The sequence below is a fragment of the Pseudomonas sp. GNP013 genome (assembly GCF_054343995.1).
The window spans coordinates 2,826,735-2,846,112 of the sequence record NZ_JBTGUT010000001.1 but is presented as its reverse complement, the minus strand read 5'-3'; the positions used below and the strand labels follow the sequence as shown (position 1 = coordinate 2,846,112).

Annotated in this window: 5 protein-coding genes and 1 riboswitch (1 of these 6 running past the window's edge); all 5 genes read left to right on the top strand. The window is 66.3% G+C overall.

Translation table 11 applies throughout. The annotated features are described in order from the left end of the window. The first annotated feature begins 46 nt into the window (after positions 1-46). Positions 47-246: riboswitch (cobalamin riboswitch) on the top strand. Positions 247-339: 93 nt separating this feature from the next. After that, entirely contained in the window at positions 340-1,401 is a 1,062-nt protein-coding gene (gene cobW / locus ACXX81_RS12250) for a cobalamin biosynthesis protein CobW (RefSeq protein ID WP_209981239.1), read from the top strand. 3 nt (positions 1,402-1,404) lie between these two features. Further along, a complete protein-coding gene (cobN, locus tag ACXX81_RS12245; RefSeq protein ID WP_458571755.1) occupies positions 1,405-5,166 on the top strand; it encodes a cobaltochelatase subunit CobN in 3,762 nt (1,253 codons plus the stop codon). 336 nt (positions 5,167-5,502) lie between these two features. Next, a complete protein-coding gene (locus ACXX81_RS12240; protein WP_322213360.1) occupies positions 5,503-6,501 on the top strand; it encodes a magnesium chelatase ATPase subunit I in 999 nt (332 codons plus the stop codon). Further along, positions 6,426-7,157 carry a vWA domain-containing protein gene (locus ACXX81_RS12235; RefSeq protein WP_458571754.1) on the top strand — a complete coding sequence of 244 codons (732 nt, stop codon included), beginning with the start codon at positions 6,426-6,428 and terminating at the stop codon, positions 7,155-7,157. Before ACXX81_RS12240 ends, ACXX81_RS12235 begins: the two co-directional genes overlap by 76 nt. Before the next feature lie 1,363 nt (positions 7,158-8,520). Then, positions 8,521-19,378: the 5' portion of a non-ribosomal peptide synthetase gene (locus tag ACXX81_RS12230; protein WP_458571753.1), read on the top strand. The gene runs 2,057 nt beyond the window's last position; the window shows 10,858 of its 12,915 coding nt (coding positions 1-10,858); the start codon lies at positions 8,521-8,523; its stop codon lies off the right edge, out of view.

Below are 19,378 nucleotides of genomic sequence, written 5' to 3'. Positions count from 1 at the left end.
CGTCCGGGTCCCGGGTTTCCGACATTGACCGCTTGCCATGCACTGCGTAGCCTTGCGCCTTCGAGGTTCTTCGGCCCAGGTCGAAGCTAAGAAGGGAACGCGGTTCAAGCCGCGGCTGCCCCCGCAACTGTGAAGGGTTCTGTTGACTGCCACGCCACTGCCGATCCGGCGGGAAGGCGCAGTCGGCGCCGGTCGCATGACCCGCAAGCCCCAAGCCAGGAGACCTGCCTCGCAACCGATTTTCCAATTCAACCGGGCGGGGTGATCCGGTGACGAAATCCGCTGCTGCGCGCCGTCGCAGGGCCTATCGTCCCGTATGCCCGCCCCAAAGGGCATCCGATGAAAACACTGGCCAAACTTCCCGTCACCATCGTCACCGGCTTCCTCGGCTCGGGCAAGACCACCCTGTTGCGCCATATGCTGGACAACGCCCAGGGCCGCCGCATCGCGGTGATCGTCAACGAGTTCGGCGAGCTGGGCATCGACGGTGAAATCCTCAAGCAGTGCTCCATCGGTTGCACCGAGGAAGAAGCCAACGGCCGCGTGTATGAACTGGCCAACGGCTGCCTGTGCTGCACCGTGCAGGAAGAGTTCTTCCCGGTGATGCGCGAACTGGTGGCCCGTCGCGGCGACCTTGACCATATCCTTATTGAAACCTCGGGCCTGGCCCTGCCAAAACCCTTGGTGCAGGCCTTCCAGTGGCCGGAAATCCGCAGCGCCTGCACCGTGGATGCGGTGATCACCGTGGTCGACAGCCCGGCCGTGGCCGCCGGCACCTTTGCCGCCTTCCCGGACCAGGTCGACGCCCAGCGCAAGCTCGACCCGAACCTGGACCACGAATCGCCGCTGCACGAACTGTTCGCCGACCAACTGGCCAGCGCCGACCTGGTGATCCTCAACAAGGCCGACCTGATCAGCCCCGAAGACCTGGCCCGCGTGCGTCTGGAAGTCGCCGAAGAGCTGCCGCCGGCGGTCAAGGTCATCGAAGCCAGCAGCGGCCGTGTGCCGTTGGACGTACTGATCGGCCTTGGCGCCGGCTCCGAAGAACACATCGACGCGCGCCACAGCCATCACGATGCGCACCACGAAGGTGAAGACGACCACGATCACGACGCCTTCGACTCCATCTCCATCGACCTGCCGCAAGCCGACGAAGCGCTGCTGCTCGATGCGCTCGCCCAACTGGTAGTGCAGCACGGCATCCTGCGTATCAAGGGTTTTGCCGCCATTCCCAACAAACCGATGCGCCTGTTGATCCAGGGCGTAGGCACCCGCTTTGACAAGCACTTCGACCGCGCCTGGGGTGCCGACGAAGCGCGCATCACGCGCCTGGTGCTGATCGGCCAGGAGCTGGACGCCGCTGGCCTCGAAGCGCAACTGCGCGCCGCGCTCAGCGTTTAAGCCATGCACCTGCTCAGGACCCAGCCCGGTGGTTTCGTCTCGGACGACAATATTGCCGACCTTGGACAGACCCCCGCTGAACTGGTGATTCTGTGCAGCGGTGACTCGAGCCTGGCGCTGCTGGCCGAAGCGGCCCGGCAGTTGCCCGACGACTATCCCAGCCTGCGCCTGGCCAACCCGATGCAGGTGCAGAACCATGCCTCGGTCGACCTCTACGTGGACCAGGTGCTGCGCCACGCCAAGGTGATCCTGATCTCGCTGCATGGCGGCATCGGCTATTGGCGCTATGGCGTCGAGCGTCTGGTGGCATTGGCCGAGCGCGGCGTGCAGCTGATTCTGGTGCCGGGGTGCGACCGCCCGGACCCGGAGCTGGGCAGCCTGAGCACCGTCGGGGCGCAGGAGCGCGACCGTCTGTGGCACTTCCTGCGCCAGGGCGGTTTGGGCAATGCGCTGAATTTCTATCGCTGTCTGGCCTCGGGCTATCTGGGCCGCGACTATGCGTGGGCCGAGCCGCAGACCCTGCCGCGGACTGCCATTTATCACCCGCATAACGCCAATGCCACACTGCAGGACTGGCAGGCGGCGTGGCGCGCTGATCTGCCGGTCGCAGCGGTACTGTTCTACCGCTCGCATTTGCAGGCGGCCAACACCGGTTTTATCGACGTGTTCTGTCAACGCTTGCAGGCGGCGGGCCTCAACCCGCTGCCGATGGCGGTGGCCAGCCTCAAAGAGCCCGGCTGCCTCACGGTGGTCGAGGACCTGCTCGACGAGGTACAGGCGGCGGTGATCCTCAACACCACCGGGTTTGCCCAGTCCAGCCCCGAAGCTCCGCATCTGCGCCCGTTTCGCCGCAATATCCCGGTGATCCAGGCGATCTGCGCGCAAGACAACCAGCCCGGCTGGGAAGCCAGCGCACAAGGTCTCGGCCCGCGCGATCTGGCGATGCACATCGCCTTGCCGGAGCTGGACGGGCGCATCATCAGCCGGCCCATCAGCTTCAAGGACCTGGCCTGGCGCAGCGAGCGCAGCCAGTCGGACGTGGTGTGCTACCGCGCCGCGCCCGAGCGCATGGACTTCGTCGCCGAGCTGGCGCGACGCTGGGTCGAACTGGCGCGGGTGCCCAACGGCGACAAACGCATCGCGCTGATCCTCGCCAACTACCCAACCCGCGACGGCCGCATCGGCAACGGCGTGGGCCTGGACACCCCGGCCGCCGCGCTGAATATCCTGCGTGCCTTGCAGGCCGAAGGTTATCCGCTGCCGGACGCGTTGCCGGAAAGCGGCACGGCGCTGATCCACGAGCTGCTCGGCGGCGTCACCAACGACCTCGACAGCCTCGACCTGCGGCCCTGCCACCAGAGCCTGGGCCTGGACGACTACGCGGCGATGTTTGCGCGCCTGCCCGCCGCCAATCAACAGGCGGTGCTCGAGCGCTGGGGCGCGCCGCAGAATGATCCGATGTGCCGCGATGGCCGCCTGATGATCGCCGGGTTGCGCCTGGGCCTGACCTTCGTCGGCATCCAGCCGGCGCGGGGTTATCAGGTGGACGCCAGCGCCGTGTACCACGACCCCGACCTGGTGCCGCCCCATGGCTACCTGGCGTTCTACTTCTGGCTGCGCCACACCTACGGCGCTCAGGGTGTGATTCACGTTGGCAAGCACGGCAACCTCGAATGGCTGCCGGGCAAGGGCGTGGGCCTGTCGGAGAACTGCTGGCCGGACGCATTGCTCGGGCCGTTGCCGAATATCTATCCGTTCATCGTCAACGATCCGGGTGAGGGCGCCCAGGCCAAGCGGCGTACTCAGGCGGTGATCATCGACCACCTGATGCCGCCGCTGACCCGCGCCGAAACCTACGGCCCGCTGCGCAACCTCGAGCTGCTGGCGGACGAATATTACGAAGCGCAGTTGCTCGACCCGCGGCGCGCGCTGGCGCTGCAAAAGGACATCCTCGCGCTGGTGCGCGAAACCCGGATCGACCAGGAGCTGGCGCTGGACAGCGACGCCGAGGCGTCCGTGTGGCTGCCGCGCCTTGACACCTACCTGTGCGATCTCAAGGAGTCGCAGATCCGCGACGGCCTGCATATCTTTGGTGAGTCGCCCCAAGGCCGCCTGCGCATCGACACGTTGCTGGCGTTGCTGCGCATTCCGCGTGACGACGGTCGCGGCGCGCAATCGAGTCTGCTGCGCGTGTTGGCCAAGGCATTCGCGCTGGGCTTCGACCCGCTGGACTGCGCGTTGGCCGAGCCGTGGAGCGGCCCGCGCCCCGACGTATTGCAGCGCATCGATCCACAGCGTTGGCGCACCGCCGGTGACACCCGCGAACGTCTGGAACTGTACGCGGCGCGCTTGATCGAGCAGGCGCTCGAAGGCCCGCTGGAGCAGCTTGAGGCGCCGGGCTGGGAGGACGTGAAAGCGGTGATCGAGCATTTGCGCATCATCGTCGCGCCGCGGCTGGACGCCTGCGGCCCGGCGGAAATGCGCGGTTTGCTGGATGCCTTGAGTGGCCGCTTCGTCCCGGCGGGTCCCAGCGGCGCGCCAAGCCGTGGGCGCCTCGACGTGCTGCCCACCGGGCGTAACTTTTTCAGCGTGGACGTACGCAACCTGCCGACCACCACCGCCTGGCGCATCGGTTTCCAGTCGGCCAACCTGATCCTCGAGCGGCACTTGCAGGACCACGGCGACCACCTGCGCCAGCTCGGCCTGTCGGTGTGGGGCACCGCCACCATGCGCACCGGCGGCGATGACATCGCCCAGGCCATGGCACTGATGGGCGTGCGCCCGGTGTGGGCCACCGGCAGCCAGCGCGTGGACGACTTCGAGATCCTGCCGATCAGCCTGCTCGACCGCCCGCGCGTGGACGTGACGCTGCGTGTGTCCGGGTTCTTCCGCGACGCCTTCGCCAACCTGATCCGCCTGTTCGATGCGGCGGTGCAGGCGGTGGCAGCGCTCGATGAGCCGGACGACATGAACCCGCTGGCGGCCAAGGTGCGCAGTGAGCGCGAGGCTCTGCGCATGGCCGGCCTGGACGAAGACGCGGCGGCGAAACAGGCGGGCTGGCGCATCTTCGGCGCCAAACCGGGCGCCTACGGTGCCGGTGTGCAGGGCGCGATTGACGGGCGCCTGTGGCAGAGCCGCGAGGACCTGGCCGAGGTCTACCTTAATTGGGGCGGCTACGCCTACGGCGGTGCCGATGAAGGCACCGAGGCCCGCGAGCCTTTCGCGCGGCGCCTGAGCCAGGTGCAGGCGGTAGTGCAGAACCAGGACAATCGCGAGCACGACCTGCTTGACTCCAACGACTACTACCAGTTCCAGGGCGGCATGCTCGCCGCCGTGGAAACCCTCAGCGGCGACAAGGCCGCCAGCTACCATGGCGACCACAGCCAGCCGGACCTGCCGAAAATCCGCACGCTGAAGGAAGAACTCAACCGGGTGATTCGCTCCCGTGCGGCCAACCCCAAGTGGATCGACGGCGTGAAGCGCCATGGCTACAAAGGCGCGTTCGAGATGGCCGCCACCGTGGACAACCTGTTCGCCTTCGACGCCACCACCGAGCTGATCGACGATCACCAATACGCCTTGCTCGCCGACGCCTACCTGCTCGACCCGGACACCCGCGCCTTCGTGCAGCAGCACAACCCGGCGGCGTTGCGTGACATGACCGAACGCATGCTCGAAGCCCAGCAACGCGGCCAGTGGCAAGCGCCGGGCGCCTACCGTGAAGCGCTGGAAAACCTGTTGCTCGATATAGAAGAAGACAGCTGATGAGTGAGCGTACCAACACTGTGGCGAGCGGGCTTGCCCCGCGTTGGGGTGCGAAGCGCCCCCCATCGAGCAAAACGCGGTGTACCTGATACGGCTCAGCGCCTGGCTTTGGGGCTGCTGCGCAGCCCAACGCAGGACAAGCCTGCTCGCCACAGGGAATCTGCGCTTAACTGAACGGCATTCGGGCTTGCCCCGCGTTGGGGTGCGTAGCAGCCCCAATAAGTTCAACCTGGTCTTCCTGAAAGAACGTGGCGTTTGGTTTTAGGGCTGCTGCGCAGCCCAGCGCGGGGCAAGCCCGCTCGCCACAATAAGTAGCAGAATTTAAAGAGAACCGGCATGACCGATATTCCACATTTCCCGCTGTCCGCCGTCGTCGGCGCCGACGACCTGAAACTGGCGCTGTGCCTGGCCGCCATCGACCCGAAGATCGGCGGTGTGCTGATCGAAGGTCCGCGCGGTATGGCCAAGTCCACCCTGGCCCGTGGCCTGGCGGACCTGCTCGCCAGCGGGCAGTTCGTCACCTTGCCCCTGGGCGCCACCGAAGAACGGCTGGTCGGCACCCTCGACCTCGACGCGGCGCTGGGCGAAGGCCGCGCGCAGTTTTCCGCCGGCGTGTTGGCCAAGGCCGATGGCGGCGTGCTGTATGTGGATGAAGTCAACCTGCTGCCCGACCACCTGGTCGACCTGCTGCTGGACGTTGCCGCCAGCGGCACCAACCTGATCGAGCGCGATGGCATCTCCCACCGGCATGCGGCCCGCTTCGTGCTGATCGGCACCATGAACCCGGAGGAGGGGGAGTTGCGCCCGCAGCTGCTCGATCGCTTCGGGTTCAACGTGGCGTTGAGCGGCTACACCTTGCCGGCCGAGCGTGGGCAGATCATCCGCCGCCGCCTGGATTTCGACAGCGACCCCGCTGCCTTCTGCGCGCAATGGGCCGAGCCCCAGGCCGCCTTGCGCGCGCGTTGCACCCAGGCGCGTGAGCGGCTGGAGCGTATTGCCCTGGATGATGAGGCGCTGGCGCAGATCACCGAGCGCTGTTTCGCCGCCGGTGTCGACGGCCTGCGCGCCGACCTGGTCTGGTTGCGCGGCGCCCGTGCCCATGCAGCCTGGCGCGGCGCCGATGCCATCGCCGAGGAAGACATCCAGGCCGTGGCCGAGTTTGCCTTGCGTCATCGCCGTCAGCAGCAATCCCCACCGGCGAGCCCGCCCGGTCAAGGCCAGTCTGCGCAGCCGTCGGACACCTCGCCGGGCCAGGGCCAGTGGGGCGACCTGCCCGCACCGGCACTGCCCACCGGCGCGCGCCGCGAAGTGCCCACCTGGCCAAAAAAGCCCTAGGCATCCGCCCTCGACCTGACCCGGGGGCGGATGCACGGCCCCGAGCGGGCAGAGTCACCAGCGGCAGGCACGGCAAGGCGCGCGACGCCGAGCAGGGCACGATCAACTGGTCGGGCACCCTGCTCGGCGGTCGCCCGCATTCGCGTGAGGATTTACGCTTCCAGCAGCGCAATCGAGCGACCCATGAGCTGTGGCTGGTCATCGTCGACGCCTCGGCCTCCACCCGACGGCACAGCGCACTGACCGATGCCAAGGGCCTGCTCGCGCAGCTGTTCGATGACGCTTACCGGCAACGGGCGCGCATGGCCTTGCTGACCGCCAGCGGGCCATCGCCGCAGTGGCAGGTACAAGGCCTGAAAGCTGCCAAGGGCCTGGCCGACTGGCTTGCGCAACTGGGCGCCGGCGGCGGCACGCCCTTGCTCGCGGCATTGAGCGAGGCCGCGCAGTGGCTGCAGGTGCGGCGCAAACGTCATCCCACTGAGCAGCAACGCCTGTTGATCATCACGGATGGCCGACTCAAGGCCATCGATCAACTGCCCCAACTCGACTGTCCGGGCTTGCTGGTGGATATCGAACGCGGTCCGATCCGGCTGGGAAGGGCGCAACAGCTGGCAGACGGATTGAACCTGGACTATCAGCATATCGACGCCAGGTAGCGCTGCAGAGCATCCTGTGTAAGCCGTTTCAATCTGTGGCGAGCGGGTCCTGTGGGTGCGGGGCTTGCCCTAATGCCAGTCAGTTAAGCGCAGGTCCCCCTGTGGGAGCGGGCTTGCCCACGAAGGCGATTTTTCGGTGTACATATCCGTTTCTGCGGTAACGGCGACTTAAGGTTCCGCTCTTACAGCGGGTCACTTTTGTAAAGGCACAAAAGTAACCAAAAAGCCTTCGCCCCAACACTCGGCACCTCGCTAATGCTCGGTGTGCCCGAACGCAGGCTTGAATCCGTGGGCCGCCGCAATGGGCCATCCCTGGCCCAGTTCGGCTAACCCGGCGTCCTGCCGGGTTACCCACGGATTCAAGCCTGCGCTCGGCCAGCGTGTTTGACGGGGCGCTTCCAGATCAAAAGCAAAAGCGCGGCGGCCCGATAGCCGACCGAAATGGTCTGCCGAACGAGGTACAACATGTGGGAGCGGGCTTGCCCGCGAAAGCTGTGGGTCAGCCAGCGTCAATGTTTGCTTGGCCAACGCCTTCGCGGGCAAGCCCGCTCCCACATTTGATCTGCGTCGCTATGAGCATAGCGCTCGCTTAACTGACTGGCATCAGGGCTTGCCCTAATGCCGTTCAGTTAAGCGCAGCTCCCCTGTGGGAGCGGCAGTGCGACGATTCGACTTGCCCGCGAAAGCGGTGGGTCTTCAACATCAATGTTTGCTGGGCCGACGCCATCGGGAGCAAGCCCCCTCCCACATTTTGTACAGCGTTCGGGCACACCGAGCCTGGGCGAGGTGCCGAGTGTTGGGGCAAGAGCCCTTTTGGTTACTTTTGGCTGGGCCGGCATTCCGGGCTCTTTTCCAAAAGTGACCCGCCGTCAGGGCGGAACCCTAAGTCGCCGTTACCGCACAAACCGATATGTACACCGAAAAGTCGCACGGCTCGTTGCTTCGAGCATCACGTTGGCTTAACTGAACGGCATTAGGGCTTGCCCCGCGTTGGGGTGCGAAGCGCCCCCAATCCAGCAAAACGCGGTGTACCTGATACGGCTCAGCGCCTGATTTTGGGGCTGCTGCGCAGCCCAACGCAGGACAAGCCTGCTCGCCACAGGGAATCTGCGCTTAACTGACTGGCATCAGGGCAAGCTCGCTCTCCACAATAAGCCTCAAGTGAAACCTTTTCCCATTCCGCTTGTCCCCGCTTCCCATGTCACCTCCCGCCTGCCAAATCCCTTAATTTTCCAAGCCTGCCGGAAGCCTCTTCAGGTCCCCGGCTGCGCCCGCTATTTCAAGGCGCCCAGCACGCCCGATTCAAACGGCAGCTGAAAACGGACTTTCTTCTCCCCCGTGACTTATCAGGCAGGTTACCCCCATGCAGTTCAGCGAATTATTGACAGCGATTTCCACCCACGCGATCCGTCTGCAACTGGAAGAAGGCGACCTGATCATCCTCGGTGACGACGAGGCCCTGGATGACGCGCTATGGGATCAACTCATCGCCCACAAACCTCAGCTTCTCGAGCTGGTGGCCGAGCATGGTGGCGACTGGCTCAGTCCCGCCTACCGCATTACCCCGGACATGCTGGCGCTGGTCAGCCTCGACCAGGACGCCATCGACCGCATCGTCGCGGCCATCCCCGGCGGCGCAGCGAACGTGCAGGACATCTATCCACTGGCGCCACTGCAGGAAGGCATGCTCTACCACCACCTCTCGGCGCAGCAGGGCGACCCCTACGTGCTGCACGCGCAATTCGTGTTCGACAGCCGCACCCGCCTGGACGCTTTCGCCCAGGCGCTGCAATGGGTGATCGACCGCCACGACATCCTGCGCACCTCGCTGGTGTGGGAGCGTCTCGACGAGCCGCTGCAAGTGGTGTGGCGCAAGGCAACCCTGGCCTGCGAAGAAGCCCGCTTCACCGGTGGTGACGTCTTCGCGCAACTCGGCGCGCGCCACGACCCGCGCAGCTATCGCATGGACCTGGGTCAGGCGCCGCTGCTGCGCCTGGTGTTCGCCAACGACCCGGCCAACCAGCGTGTGGTGGCGATGCTGCTGTTCCACCACACCATTCTCGATCACACCGCCCTCGACGTGGTGCGTCATGAAGTCCAGTTGTACATGGCCGGCCAGCAGGCACTGGCGAGTGAGCCGGTGGCGTTTCGCAGCTACATCGCCCATGTGCGCCATGGCGTCAGCGAGCAGGCCCATGAAGCGTTCTTTCGCACGATGCTGGCGGATATCGATGAGCCAACGCTGCCGTTCGGCCTGCAGGATGTGCAGGGCGACGGCCAGGGCATCGACGAGGCGCGCATCCCCGTCGACAGCGACCTCAGCCGCCGCCTGCGCAGCCTGGCACGCCCACTGGGGGTGAGCGCGGCAAGCCTGATGCACGTGGCCTTTGCGCGTGTGCTGGGCGTAGTGTCCGGTCGCGATGCGGTGGTGTTCGGCACCGTGATGCTGGGGCGCATGGGCGCCGGTGAAGGCGGTGAACGTGCGCTGGGCATGTTCATCAACACCCTGCCGTTGCGCGTGGATGTGGGCGGGCAGGGCGTGCGCGCCGAGGTCAAGGCGACCCATGCGCGCCTGACCGCCTTGCTCGACCATGAGCACGCGTCCCTGGCCCTGGCCCAACGTTGCAGCGGCGTGATGGCGCCCACGCCGTTGTTCAGCGCGATGCTCAATTACCGCCACAGCGCGGCGACGGACATGGCCCAGGTGATCGACATCGCCGAAGGCATCCAGGTGCTTGGCGCCGAAGAGCGCACCAACTACCCGCTGACGGTCAACGTCGACGACCTGGGCGAAGACTTTGCGCTGACGGTGATGGTCGACGCGTCCATCGGCGCGCAGCGCGTAGCCGACTACCTGCATGTCGCCCTGCACAGCCTGGCCGACGCCCTGCACGAGCGACCGGACATGCCGCTCTGCGGCCTGAACATCCTGCCTGACACCGAACGCCAGCACCTGCTGCACACGCTTAACCACAGCCCCACGTCTTATGCCGACACTGCGTTGATCCACCAGCAGGTCGAAGCCCACGCCGCCGCCCATCCCGACGCCATCGCATTGCGCTACGACCAGCAGCGCGTGACCTACCGCCAGCTCAACGAACGCGCCAACCAGGTCGCCCACCGGCTGCTTGCCCAGGGCATCCGTGCAGACGACCGCGTGGCGATCTGCGTAGAGCGCGGCGCCGAAATGATCATCGGCCTGCTCGGCATTCTCAAGGCCGGCGCCGGCTATGTGCCAATCGACCCGGCCTACCCGCAGGAACGCATCGCCTACACCCTGGCCGACAGCGCACCGCTGGCCGTGCTGGTGCAGGCCAATACCCGCCATCGGGTGGGCGACCTGGCACAGATCGACTTGAACGACCTGCGCGGTGAGTCCATCGTCAACCCGCGCGTGCCGCTCAGCGCGGCCAACCTCGCCTATGTGATCTACACCTCGGGTTCCACCGGCCTGCCCAAGGGCGTGATGATCGAGCATCGCCAAGTCGCGCGCTTGTTCAGTGCCACCGAGCACTGGTTCGGTTTCAATCACACCGATGTGTGGGCGCTGTTCCACTCGTTCGCGTTCGACTTTTCCGTGTGGGAAATCTGGGGCGCGTTGATGCACGGCGGCCAGTTGCTGATTGTGCCGCAACTGGTCAGCCGTTCGCCGGATGCGTGCTATGCGCTGCTCTGCGAAGCCGGCGTGAGCATCCTCAACCAGACGCCGAGCGCGTTTCGCCAACTGATTGCGGCCCAGGGCCACAGCAGCGAAGCGCACTCCCTGCGCCAGGTGATTTTCGGCGGTGAAGCGCTGGAACCAGGCATGCTCAAACCCTGGTATGCCCGCGCGATCAACGCCGGCACGCAGTTGGTGAACATGTATGGCATCACCGAAACCACCGTGCACGTGACCTACCGCGCCCTCGAGGCGGCGGACGCGCGTCTGGTGGGCGTCAGTCCGATTGGCGTGCGCATTCCCGACCTGCAACTCTACGTGCTGGACGCCCAGCGCCAGCCACTGCCCATGGGCGTGGTCGGCGAGCTGTACGTGGGCGGCGCCGGCGTTGCGCGCGGCTACCTGAACCGCGATGAACTGAACGCCGAACGCTTCCTGGCCGACCCGGCCACCGGCCTGCGCATGTACCGCACCGGCGACCTCGGCCGCCTGCTGGCCGATGGCAACGTCGAGTACCTGGGGCGCAACGATGACCAGGTGAAGATCCGCGGCTTCCGCATCGAACTGGGCGAAATCCACGCGCGCCTGGCCACCGCGCCGGGCGTGCGTGACGCGGTGGTTGTCGTGCGCGAAGACGAGCCGGGCGACAAACGCCTGGTGGCCTACGTGATTGCCGACGGCACGCCCGATATCGCTGCACTGCGCGACCACCTGCAACTGAGCCTGGCCGAACACATGGTGCCGGCCGCCTTCGTGCTGCTCGACCAGTTCCCGCTGACCACCAACGGCAAGCTCGACCGCAAGGCCTTGCCCGCACCCGACGCCGATGCCGTGGCCCGGCGCGGCTACGCGGCCCCTCAGGGCGCAGTGGAAAGCACCCTCGCGGGCATCTGGCAGGAGCTGCTCAAGCTCGACCGGGTGGGCCGCGACGACAACTTCTTCGAGCTGGGCGGGCATTCTTTGCTGGCGGTCAAGCTGATCGAGCGCATGCGCCAGGTCGACCTCAGCGCCGATGTGCGCGTGCTGTTCGGTCAACCCACATTGGCGGCATTGGCCGCGGCGGTGGGCGGGCAGCACGAAGTGCAGGTGCCGGCCAACCTGATCAGCGCCGGCAGCGAGCGCATCACCCCGGACATGCTGCCGCTGATCGACCTCGACCAGGCGGCCATCGACCACATCCTGCACAGCGTGCCCGTGGCCAATGTGCAGGACATCTATGCGCTGGCGCCGTTGCAGGCCGGCATTCTCTACCATCACTTGGCAACCACCGAGGGCGATCCCTACGTGTTGCAGGTGCAGTTGCGCTTCGAACACCAGGCAGCGCTGGACGCCTTCGTTGACGCGCTGCACAGCGTGATCGAGCGCAATGACATTCTGCGCACCGCGATCCTCTGGGAAGGCCTGGATGAGCCGGTGCAGGTGGTCCTGCGCCAGGCGCCGCTGACGGTGGAGCGCATTGAGCATCCGGGCGGCGATGGACTGGCGCGACTGCAAAAGCGCTTCGACCCACGTCACTATCGCCTCGACCTGTCCCGCGCTTCGCTGATGCGCCTGGCCTACGCCGAGGAGCGGGGTGGCTTCGTCGGCATCCTGCTGTTGCACCACATCCTGCTCGACCACACCGCGCTGCACGTGCTGGTGGAAGAAATGAGCGCCAGCCTGTGCGGTCGCAGCGCACAGCTGCCCGACGCGGTGCAGTACCGCAACTACGTGGCCCAGGCGCGCCTGGGGGTCAGCCAGGCCCAGCACGAAACGTTTTTCAGCGAGATGCTCGGCGATATCGACGAGCCGACGTTGGCCTTCGGTCTGCAGGATGTGAACGGCGACGGCAGCGGCATCAACGAGGTTCATTTGCCGCTGGAGCCGGCACTGAGCCTGGGCCTGCGCGAACAGGCGCGACAGCTGGGCGTGAGCCCGGCCAGCCTGATACACCTGGCCTGGGCGCAGGTATTGGGCCAGGTGTCCGGCCAACAGGACGTGGTGTTCGGCACCGTGTTGCTGGGGCGCATGCAGGGCGGCGAGGGCGCCGACCGCGCGCTGGGCATGTTCATCAACACCTTGCCGCTGCGGGTCAGCCTCGGCACCGTTGGCGTGCAGGCCGGCGTGCGCGCCACCCACGCACGCCTGGCGCAATTGCTTGGCCATGAGCACGCTTCACTGTCCCTGGCCCAGCGTTGCAGCGGCGTGCCGGCTTCGCTGCCGTTGTTCAGCACCTTGCTCAACTACCGCCACAGCGCACCGGACGAGGCGCCGGGCGCCAGTCCGTTCGCGGGCTTTGGCATCGATATCCTCAGTTCCCAAGAGCGCAGCAACTACCCGCTGGTGCTGAGTGTCGATGACCTGGGCACGGGCTTCGCGCTGGCGGTGCAGGGCGTCGCCGAGGTCAACGTGCAGCGTGTGGGCGACTACATGCTGACCGCATTGCGCAACCTGCTGATCGCGCTGCAACAGGCGCCGACCACGGCGTTGCAGGCGGTGTCGATTCTGCCGCCGGGCGAATGCGACACGCTGCTGCGTGAGTTCAATGCCACCGCCCGGGATTTCCCGCGCGGCCAGACCCTGCATGGCGCCTTCGAAGTCCAGGCCGAGCGCCAACCCCAGGCGGTTGCCGTGCAGCAGGACGGCGAATCACTGACCTATCAGCAACTCAATCAACGCGCCAACCAACTGGCTCATCACCTGCTGACACTGGGCGTGCAACCGGACGACCGCGTGGCGATCTGCTGCCGTCGAGGCCCGCAGATGCTGGTGGGCCTGCTCGGTATTCTCAAGGCGGGCGCCGGCTACGTGCCCGTTGACCCGGCGTACCCGGCCGAACGCATCGCCTACCTGCTGCAGGACAGCGCGCCGGTGGCGGTGCTGGCCGAAGCCAGCACCCGTGCGCTGCTGGGCGAAGTCAACAGCGTCGACCTGCATGACCCGCGCTGGCAGCAGCATCCCGTCAGCAATCCACAACTGCCCAACCTGACCCCGGAGCACCTGGCCTACGTCATCTACACCTCCGGCTCCACCGGCCAGCCCAAGGGCGTGATGGTGGAACACCACAGCGTGGAAAACCTCGTGCACTGGCACTGCGACGCGTTCGACCTGCACGCTTCCGGGCACACCAGCAGCCTGGCCGGCTTCGGCTTTGACGCGATGGCCTGGGAAGTCTGGCCGGCGCTGTGCGTGGGCGCGACCCTGCACCTGCCACCCGCTCACGTGGGCAATGAAAACATCGACGAACTGCTGGACTGGTGGCTGGCGCAACCTTTGGATGTGAGCTTTCTGCCCACGCCGGTGGCCGAATACGCGTTCAGCCGGCAACTGCAACACCCGAGCCTGCGCACGCTGCTGATCGGCGGTGATCGCCTGCGCCAGTTCAGCCAGGCGCAGCGCTTTGCGGTGATCAACAACTACGGTCCCACCGAAGCGACGGTGGTCGCCACCTCCGGGCGCATGCAGGTGGGGCAGCCGCTGCATATCGGTCGGCCCGTCGCGAATGCCTGCGTGTACGTGCTCGACGCGCACTTGCGCCCGGTTCCGCTGGGCGTGGTGGGCGAGCTGTATGTGGGCGGCAGCGGTGTGGCGCGGGGTTACCTGAACCGGCCGGAGATGACCGCCGAACGCTTCCTGCAAGACCCGTTCAACGAAGGCCGCATGTACCGCACCGGCGACCTGGTGCGCTGGCTGCCCGATGGCAATCTCGACTACCTGGGCCGCAACGACGACCAGGTCAAAGTGCGCGGTGTGCGCGTGGAACTGGGCGAGATCGAAAGCCGCCTGGCGGCCCTGGACGGCGTCGGCGAAGCGGTGGTGCTGGTGCGCGAAGGGCGTCTGGTGGCGTGGTTTACCGAACATCGCCCCCTTGCCATCGGTACCCTGCGCGCGCAACTGCAACAGCAGTTGCCCGAGGTGCTGGTGCCGGTGGCCTACGTGAAACTCGACGTCATGCCGCTGACCGCCAACGGCAAGCTGGACCGTAAGGCGCTGCCCGAGCCGGATCAATCCGCCATGCTCAGCCACGTGTACGAAGCTCCCCAGGGTGACGTCGAAACCACCCTGGCGCGCATCTGGGCCGAGGTGTTGCAGGTGGAGCAAGTCGGTCGCCATGACCACTTCTTCGAGCTGGGCGGGCATTCGCTGCTGGCCGTGAGCCTGATCGAGCGCATGCGCCAGGTCGGCCTGAGCGCCGATGTGCGTGTGCTGTTCAGCCAGCCGACCCTGGCCGCGCTGGCTGCCGCCGTGGGCAGCGGGCGGGAGGTTGTGGTGCCGGCCAATGGCATCGCGGCGGGCTGCACGCACATCACCCCATCGATGTTGAGCCTGGTGCAGCTCGACGCGGCGGCCATCGAGCGCATCGTCGCGACCGTGCCCGGTGGCGCGGCCAATGTGCAGGATATCTACCCGCTGGCGCCGTTGCAGGAAGGCATCCTCTACCACCACATCAGCGCCGAGCAGGGCGATCCGTACCTGCTGCAATCGCGCATGGCGTTCGACAGTCTTGAGCGTTTGCACAGCTTCATGGGCGCGCTGCAACACGTGGTTGCGCGCCACGATATCCTGCGCACCGGGGTGGTCTGGGAAGGTCTCGACAGCCCGGTGCAAGTGGTATGGCGCAAGGCGCAGTTGGTGGTGCAAGCCATTGGCCTGGACCCGGCGGATGGCGACATCATCGAGCAGTTGCACGGCCGTTTCGATGCGCGGCATTACCGCCTGGACATTACCCAGGCGCCGCTGTTGCGCATGGTCTACGCCGAGGATCCGGCCAATAACCGCATGGCGGCGATCCTGCTGTTCCATCACCTGGCGCTGGACCACACCGCCATGGAGGTGGTGAGCCAGGAAATGCGTGCGTTCCTGTTCGACCAGGCCGATGCGTTGCCCGAGCCTGCGCCGTTTCGCAACTACGTGGCCCAGGCGCGCCTGGGGGTGAGCACCGCCGAGCATGAGCAGTTCTTCCGCGAAATGCTCGCAGACATTGATGAACCGACGCTGCCGTTTGGCGTGCAGGACGTGCAGGGCGACGGGCGCGCTATCGAAGAGGCCGAGTTGCCCCTCGACACCGCGCTGGCTCAGCGCGTACGTGAGCAGTCGCGGCAGTTGGGCGTGAGTGCCGCCAGCCTGATGCACCTGGCGTGGGCGCAGGTGCTGGGGCTGGTATCCGGGCGCGACGACGTGGTGTTCGGCACTGTATTGATGGGCCGCATGCAGGCCGGCGACGGCGCCGACCGCGCGCTGGGCATGTTCATCAACACCCTGCCATTGCGCGTCGATGTGGCCGCCAGTGCGGCGGTGGCGGTCAAGGCCACCCACACGCGCTTGAGCGCGTTGCTGGGCCATGAGCACGCGTCGCTGGCGCTGGCCCAGCGTTGCAGTGGCGTGGCGAACTCAACGCCGCTGTTCAGCGCCTTGCTCAATTACCGTCACAGCACCCCCGGCGAAATGGCCCGCGATGGCCAGGGTATCTGGGAAGGTGTGCAACTGCTCGGCGGCGAAGAACGCAGCAACTACCCGCTGGTGTTGAGCGTCGATGACCTGGGTGCAGGCTTTGGCCTGAGCGTGCTGGCCGTGCCGCAGATCGGCGCGCAGCGGCTGTGTGGCTACATGCACAACGCCGTGGAGCAACTGGTCGGCGCCCTGGAAAACAGCCCGAGAACCGCGCTCAACCAGTTGCACATTCTGCCGCCGGCCGAGCGCGACACCCTGCTGCGTGACTTCAATGCCACCGCCCGGGATTTCCCGCGCGGCCAGACCCTGCATGGCGCCTTCGAAGTCCAGGCCGAGCGCCAACCCCACGCGGTTGCCGTGCAGCAGGACGGCGAATCACTGACCTATCAGCAACTCAATCAACGCGCCAACCAACTGGCCCATCACCTGCTGACACTGGGCGTGCAACCGGACGACCGCGTGGCGATCTGCTGCCGTCGAGGCCCGCAGATGCTGGTAGGCCTGCTCGGTATTCTCAAGGCCGGCGCCGGCTACGTGCCCATCGACCCGGCGTACCCGGCCGAACGCATCGCCTACCTGCTGCAGGACAGCGCGCCGGTGGCGGTACTGGCCGAAGCCAGCACCCGTGCGCTGCTGGGCGAAGTCAACAGCGTCGACCTGCATGACCCGCGCTGGCAGCAGCATCCCGTCAGCAATCCACAATTGCCCAACCTGACCCCGGCGCACCTGGCCTACGTCATCTACACCTCCGGCTCCACCGGCCAGCCCAAGGGTGTGATGGTGGAACACCGCAGTGTCGAGAATCTGCTGCATTGGCACTGCGCGGCCTTCGGCTTGAAAGCTTCAGGACATACCAGCAGCGTAGCCGGCTTCGGCTTCGATGCGATGGCCTGGGAAGTCTGGCCGGCGCTGTGCGTGGGCGCGACCCTGCACCTGCCGCCCGCTTACGTAGGCAATGAAAACATCGACGAACTGCTGGCCTGGTGGCTGGCGCAACCGCTGGACGTGAGCTTTCTGCCCACGCCAGTGGCCGAATACGCGTTCGGGCAGCCGCTGCAGCACCCGACCTTGCGCACGCTGCTGATCGGCGGCGATCGCCTGCGCCAGTTCACCCACGAGCAGCGCTTTGCGGTGATCAACAACTACGGCCCCACCGAAGCCACGGTGGTCGCGACCTCCGGCCGCATGCGCGCCGGGCAGGTCCTGCACATCGGCCGGCCCGTGGCCAACGCCACCAGCTACGTGCTGGATGCCCAACTGCGCCCGGTGCCGGTGGGCGTGGCCGGTGAGTTGTACGTGGGCGGCAGCGGCGTGGCGCGCGGTTACCTGAACCGCCCGGACCTGACCGCCGAACGCTTCCTGCAAGACCCGTTCAACGAGGGCCGTATGTACCGCACCGGCGACCTGGTGCGCTGGCTGCCCGACGGCAACCTGGAATACCTGGGCCGCAACGACGATCAGGTGAAAGTGCGCGGCATGCGCGTGGAACTCGGTGAAATCGAAAGCCGCCTGGCGGCCCTGGATGGCATTCGCGAAGCGGTGGTGCTGGTGCGCGAAGGCCGCCTGCTGGCCTGGTTCACCGAGCAGCGCGCGCTGGATATCGAGAGCCTGCGCGCGCACCTGCAGGCGCAGTTGCCCGAGGCGCTGGTGCCGGTCGCCTATATGCGCCTGGATGCGTTGCCGCTGACCGCCAACGGCAAGCTGGACCGCAAGGCGCTGCCGGAGCCGGATCAATCCGCCTTGCTCAGCCGCGCGTACGAAGCCCCGCAGGGTGACGTCGAAACCACCCTGGCGCGCATCTGGGCCGAGGTGTTGCAGGTGGAGCAAGTCGGTCGCCATGACCACTTCTTCGAGCTGGGCGGGCATTCGTTGCTGGCCGTGAGCCTGATCGAGCGCATGCGTCAGGTCGGCCTGAGCGCCGATGTGCGCGTGCTGTTCAGCCAGCCGACCCTGGCTGCGCTGGCCGCTGCCGTGGGCAGCGGGCGCGAAGTGCAGGTGCCGGCCAACCGTATTGCGGCCGATTGCCAACGCATCACGCCGGACATGCTGGCGCTGGTCAGCCTCGACCAATCGACGATCGATCAGGTGGTCGCGCAGGTACCGGGTGGCGCCGCCAATGTGCAGGATATTTACCCGCTGGCGCCGTTGCAGGAGGGCATCCTTTACCACCACATCAGCGCCGGGCAAGGCGACCCGTACCTGCTGCAATCGCACCTGGCCTTCGACAGCCTCGAGCGTCTGGACGCCTTTGCAGCGGCGTTGCAACAGGTGATCGACCGTCACGATATCTTGCGTACCGGCGTGGTGTGGGAAGGCCTGGCGCAACCCCTGCAAGTGGTGTGGCGCGAAGCCCGATTGAGCATGATGGAACTGCACCTGCAAGGCGACGTACTGGCAGGGCTGCATGAACGCTTCGATGCGCGGCGCTTTCGTCTGGACATCAGCCAGGCGCCGCTGATCCGCGTGAACTATGCCCAGGATCCGGCCAACGGGCGCGTAGCGGTGGTGTTGCTCTATCACCATATCGCCCTGGACCACACGGCATTCGATGTGGTGCTGCGCGAAATGCAGGGCCATCTGCTCGGCCACGGCGCGCCCACGGCAGCGCCGATGCCGTATCGCAACTATGTGGCCCAGGCGCTGTTGGGCGTCAGCGAGCAGGAGCACGAAGCATTTTTCCGCGACATGCTCGGCGACATTGACGAGCCGACGTTGCCGTTCGGTTGGCAGGACGTGCGCGGCGACGGCCATCAAATCGAAGAATACAGCCTGCGTCTGGACGCCCAATTGAATCGCGGCCTGCGTGCCCAGGCTCGTTTACTGGGGGTGAGCACCGCGAGCCTGTTCCATTTGGCCTGGGCCCAAGTGCTGGCCGCGACATCCGGTCGCCACAACGTGGTATTCGGCACCGTGCTGGTGGGCCGCCTGCAAGGTGGCGAAGGCGCCGACCGTGCGTTGGGGGTGTTTATCAATACCTTGCCGTTGCGTCTGGATATCGACGCTCAGGGCGTCAAGACGGCGGTGCGCGCCACCCATGATCGACTCAGCGCATTGCTTGGGCATGAGCATGCCTCCCTGGCGCTGGCCCAGCGTTGCAGTGGCGTGGCGGTCCCGGCGCCGCTGTTCAGTTCAA